This is a genomic window from Nitrospira sp. BLG_2 (assembly GCF_049222245.1).
Genome location: NZ_JBLYIG010000183.1, coordinates 1 through 3,966, shown reverse-complemented (window position 1 = coordinate 3,966; position 3,966 = coordinate 1). Strand labels below are relative to the sequence as shown.

At 56.0% G+C, this 3,966-nt stretch carries 4 protein-coding genes and 1 pseudogene; all 5 read left to right on the top strand.

The window, feature by feature from the left end:
• A pseudogene (locus ACOSYY_RS20365) lies at positions 1 to 123 on the top strand (aspartate carbamoyltransferase catalytic subunit); the annotation flags it as partial.
• Positions 124 to 222: 99 nt separating this feature from the next.
• Positions 223 to 1,509 (top strand): dihydroorotase, encoded by a 1,287-nt coding sequence (locus tag ACOSYY_RS05080; RefSeq protein WP_421661185.1) that lies wholly within the window; start codon positions 223 to 225, stop codon positions 1,507 to 1,509.
• Between the two features lie 4 nt (positions 1,510 to 1,513).
• A complete protein-coding gene (locus ACOSYY_RS05075; RefSeq protein ID WP_421661184.1) occupies positions 1,514 to 2,029 on the top strand; it encodes a DUF4149 domain-containing protein in 516 nt (171 codons plus the stop codon).
• On the top strand, positions 2,026 to 3,204 hold the full coding sequence (carA, locus tag ACOSYY_RS05070) for a glutamine-hydrolyzing carbamoyl-phosphate synthase small subunit (protein ID WP_421661183.1): 1,179 nt from the start codon (positions 2,026 to 2,028) through the stop codon (positions 3,202 to 3,204). Before ACOSYY_RS05075 ends, carA begins: the two co-directional genes overlap by 4 nt.
• Positions 3,197 to 3,966 (top strand): signal peptide peptidase SppA (gene sppA, locus ACOSYY_RS05065; protein WP_421661182.1); only part of this gene is annotated, 770 nt, incomplete at its 3' end. The genes carA and sppA, both read left to right, overlap by 8 nt.

The following is a 3,966-nucleotide window of genomic DNA, read 5'->3' as shown; positions in this document are numbered from 1 at the left end:
CGAGGAGTGGAAATCGCGCCGGATGTCGCCGATAGTTTGTCCTCGGTGATTCTCGATCAAGTGGCGAACGGCGTGGCGGTGCGCATGGGAATCTTGTACCTCATGTCCGGAGCGAATTCGTGAACTGGTGACCCGGTCGATCTGTTGAGTGAGCGAACTATCGGCTGGGCTCGAATACAGGTGGTAATCAACAGATTTTCCGAATTGTGAAGAGGGCTTATCGTGTCGATTGTGATCAAAGGTGGTCGCGTCATTGATCCGGGCCGGTTTGTCGGCATCGCCGATGTGCTGATCGACAACGGCAAAATAGCCGCAGTGGGCCCGAACCTTTCCGAAGCTGTGCACGGTCGGACCATTCAAGCCAATGGGAAGCTTGTGATGCCGGGGTTCGTCGATTTGCACGTCCATTTTCGCGAGCCGGGGTTTGAGTACAAGGAAACGATTCAGAGCGGCAGTGCCGCGGCGGTGGCAGGCGGATTTACGACGGTCTGTTGCATGCCCAACACGAACCCGGTAAACGACAATCAAGCCGTCACGGAATTCATATTGGAACGGGCACGATTGGCTGGTCTGGCAAACGTGCTGCCGGTCGGCGCCATTACGAAAGGGTCGGAAGGAAAAGAACTGGCGGAGATCGGCGATTTACGGCGGTCCGGCTGTGTGGCCATCTCCGACGATGGCAAGCCTGTCATGAACAGCCTGGTGATGCGCCGAGCGATGGAATATGCCTTGGCATTCGATTTGACGGTCGTCGACCATTGCGAAGACCTGCATTTGGCGGAAGGCGGCTGTATGAATGAAGGGCTGGTCTCGACCGAGCTTGGATTACCGGGTATCCCGGCGGCCGCTGAAGATGTGATGGTGGCGCGCAATCTCTCACTCGCGGAGCTGACGGGAGCTCGCCTCCATCTCGCACACATCAGTACCGCCGGGTCGGTTCGAATGGTGCGGGAGGCGAAGGCCCGTGAGATTCATGTGACGGCGGAAGCATGTCCTCACCATTTTTTGCTGACCGATGAGCTGGTACGCGGCTACAACACTCACGCGAAAATGAATCCACCTTTGCGCACCTGGACCGATGTGCAGGCGATCAAGGAAGGCTTACGAGACGGCACGATCGATGTGATTGCAACCGATCATGCTCCCCATGCCACGCAGGAGAAGCAGCAGGATTTCACCGAGGCTCCATTCGGAATCGTCGGACTTGAGACGGCGCTGCCGCTGACATTGGGATTGGTGGAGGAAGGCATCCTGTCGCTGGAACAAGCGGTCCGGAAGCTGACTTCGGCCCCGGCTGCGGCGTTCGGACTCACGAAAGGGACGCTGGCGCTCGGCGCGGATGCCGATGTCGTCATCGTCGATCAGCAAGAACAGTGGGAAGTCGATCCGTCCAAGTTCAGGTCCAAGAGCCGCAATACGCCCTTTGTCGGGTGGAAAGTGAAAGGGCGAGTGAATACCACCATTGTAGGCGGCCGCGTCGTGTTCGAGACCAGTCCGGTGGAGCGGTAGTGCTGTGCGAGGGCTGTCCCGTTGGGGGATGGTGGCCTGTCTTGCGCTTGAGTGGGTTGCGCTCGCCGTCTGGGTTGGAGGCATGGTCGTATTGAGCGGAGCGGTGATCCCGGCAGTGTTCAATACATTCGGAGGACAGGATGTGGGCGGTATGTTCTTGACCCGGGCGTTCGAAGGCTATCATCGTTTCGTCATCGGGGTCGGTGCCATCCTTTGTGGCGCACTTTGGTATCGTCGGTGGAGCGGGGATCCGATCGTAGAAGTCGGTCGGAGTGAGATAATCGTCCTGGCCGTCATGGTCATGATCGCCGGGCTCATTATTGCGGTCCTGCACCCCAATGCGGCGGCCCTCCAAGCGCAGGCATTCGCGACGAAAGACGAGACGACCAGGAAAGCGGCTTTGGAAGGGCTGTTTCGTGTCCTGCTGCCGATCCGAGCCCTGTATATGCTCAACCTTCTCTTGGGCATCGTGCTCATCGGAATCAAGGCAAAACGATCGCTCGATCAGGGTGGAAGATGACAGTGAAAAAAGCGTTGTTGGCATTGGCGGATGGCACGGTGTTTGAGGGCCGCGCTCTTGGCTATGAGGGAGAGACGGTTGGAGAGGTCGTCTTTAATACGGCGATGACCGGCTATCAGGAAATACTGACCGATCCATCCTATAGAGGACAGATTATTGCGATGACCTGTCCCCATGTCGGTAACTATGGGGTTACGCCTGAAGATGTGGAATCCCGCCGGATTTGGGCGGAAGGGTTTGTAGTCATGGAAGCCAGTCGTCTTGCCAGCAATTGGCGGAGCAAACAGACCCTTCAGGAATCATTGATGGAAGCCAAGGTCGTCGCGATCGAGGGGATCGATACGAGAGCCTTAACAAGGCATTTGCGTGAGCATGGATCACAGCAGGGATTCATCACGCACATCAATCTCGATCCTGATCAGGCAGTAAGGCAAGCCAGGCAAGCGCCCGATATCATCGGTCGAGATTTAGCGACCGAGGTCACTTGCGCGCGTCCATATGATTGGACCACGGGAACCGGCGAATGGGTGCCGTCGGCAAACGACGGTGAACGTCGACCGTCCAAGCCCTGGCGAGTCGTAGCCTATGATTTCGGCATCAAACACAACATCTTGAGACGATTGGTGGATGTCGGCTGTCAAGTCACTGTGGTGCCTGCTGCGACATCAGCGGTTGAAGTCGAGGCGCTTAGGCCCGACGGCATTTTCCTCTCAAACGGTCCAGGCGATCCGGAGGGCCTTCCCTATGCCGCGAAGGCCATGGAGAAATTGATCGGACGTTATCCGATTTTTGGCATTTGTTTGGGACATCAGATTCTCTGCTTGGCTTTCGGTCTCAAGACCTATAAGCTGAAGTTCGGTCACCATGGGGCGAATCATCCCGTACTGGACCTTCGGACGAGAAAAGTTGAAATTACGTCGCATAACCATAATTTCGCCGTGCAGGGTCCCACGTCGTTCTCTGAAGTGCCGATCTCTCCACCCGTGGTCGACACTCGTCATGGAAAACTGTCGCTCACCCATGTGAGCTTGAACGATTTCTATATAGAAGGAATGGCTTGTCTGGATCATCCCGTCTTCTCCGTCCAATACCATCCGGAGGCCGCGCCGGGCCCACATGACGCCGCCTACTTATTCGGTGAATTCGCGCATCTTATGGAGACTTATCATGCATAATCGTTTCGTCATTGGAGTGATCGGGCTGGTGCTGTCCGGCTGCACGTTCAACTTCCCGCTGTTTCCAGGTCCTGGGCCTCTTCAAGAAACTCAGGTCGATGGGACAGGCAAAGCAAAAGTGCTCCTGATTGAAATTTCTGGAGTGATTAGTTCTCAAGATAAAGATGGATTCCGGACAACGCCCAGTATGATTGCGAGTGTGAAGGAACAATTGACCCGTGCCGCAAAGGACGAGAACGTCAAAGCTGTTGTGCTTCGGATTAATACGCCTGGGGGAACGGTGACGGCGTCGGATATTATTTATCACGAGCTCAAAACGTTCAAAACCAGTCGCAAGGTTCCCATTGTTGCATCCATCATGGACCTGGGCACGTCAGGCGGCTACTATATTGCTGCGTCGGCGGACACGGTATTGGCGCATCCTTCGTCCGTGACGGGCAGTATCGGTGTGATTATGCTTACCATCAATGCGCGAGGGCTCTTAGAGAAAGTGGGGGTAGAGGCTACGGCCGTGACATCGGGGCCTCGCAAGGATATGGGCTCGCCGTTTCGAATCATGACGACCGAAGAACGGGCCATCTTCCAAGGACTCATCGATTCGTTTTACCAGCGCTTCTTGAACATCGTGCAGGAGGGCCGATCCAATTTACAGATGGAGCAGATCAAACGGTTGGCTGACGGACGGATCTACACCGGTGAGCAAGCAAAAGCGGCCGGTTTGGTCGATGAGATCGGCTATCTCGAAGACGCCATTGCGTTGGC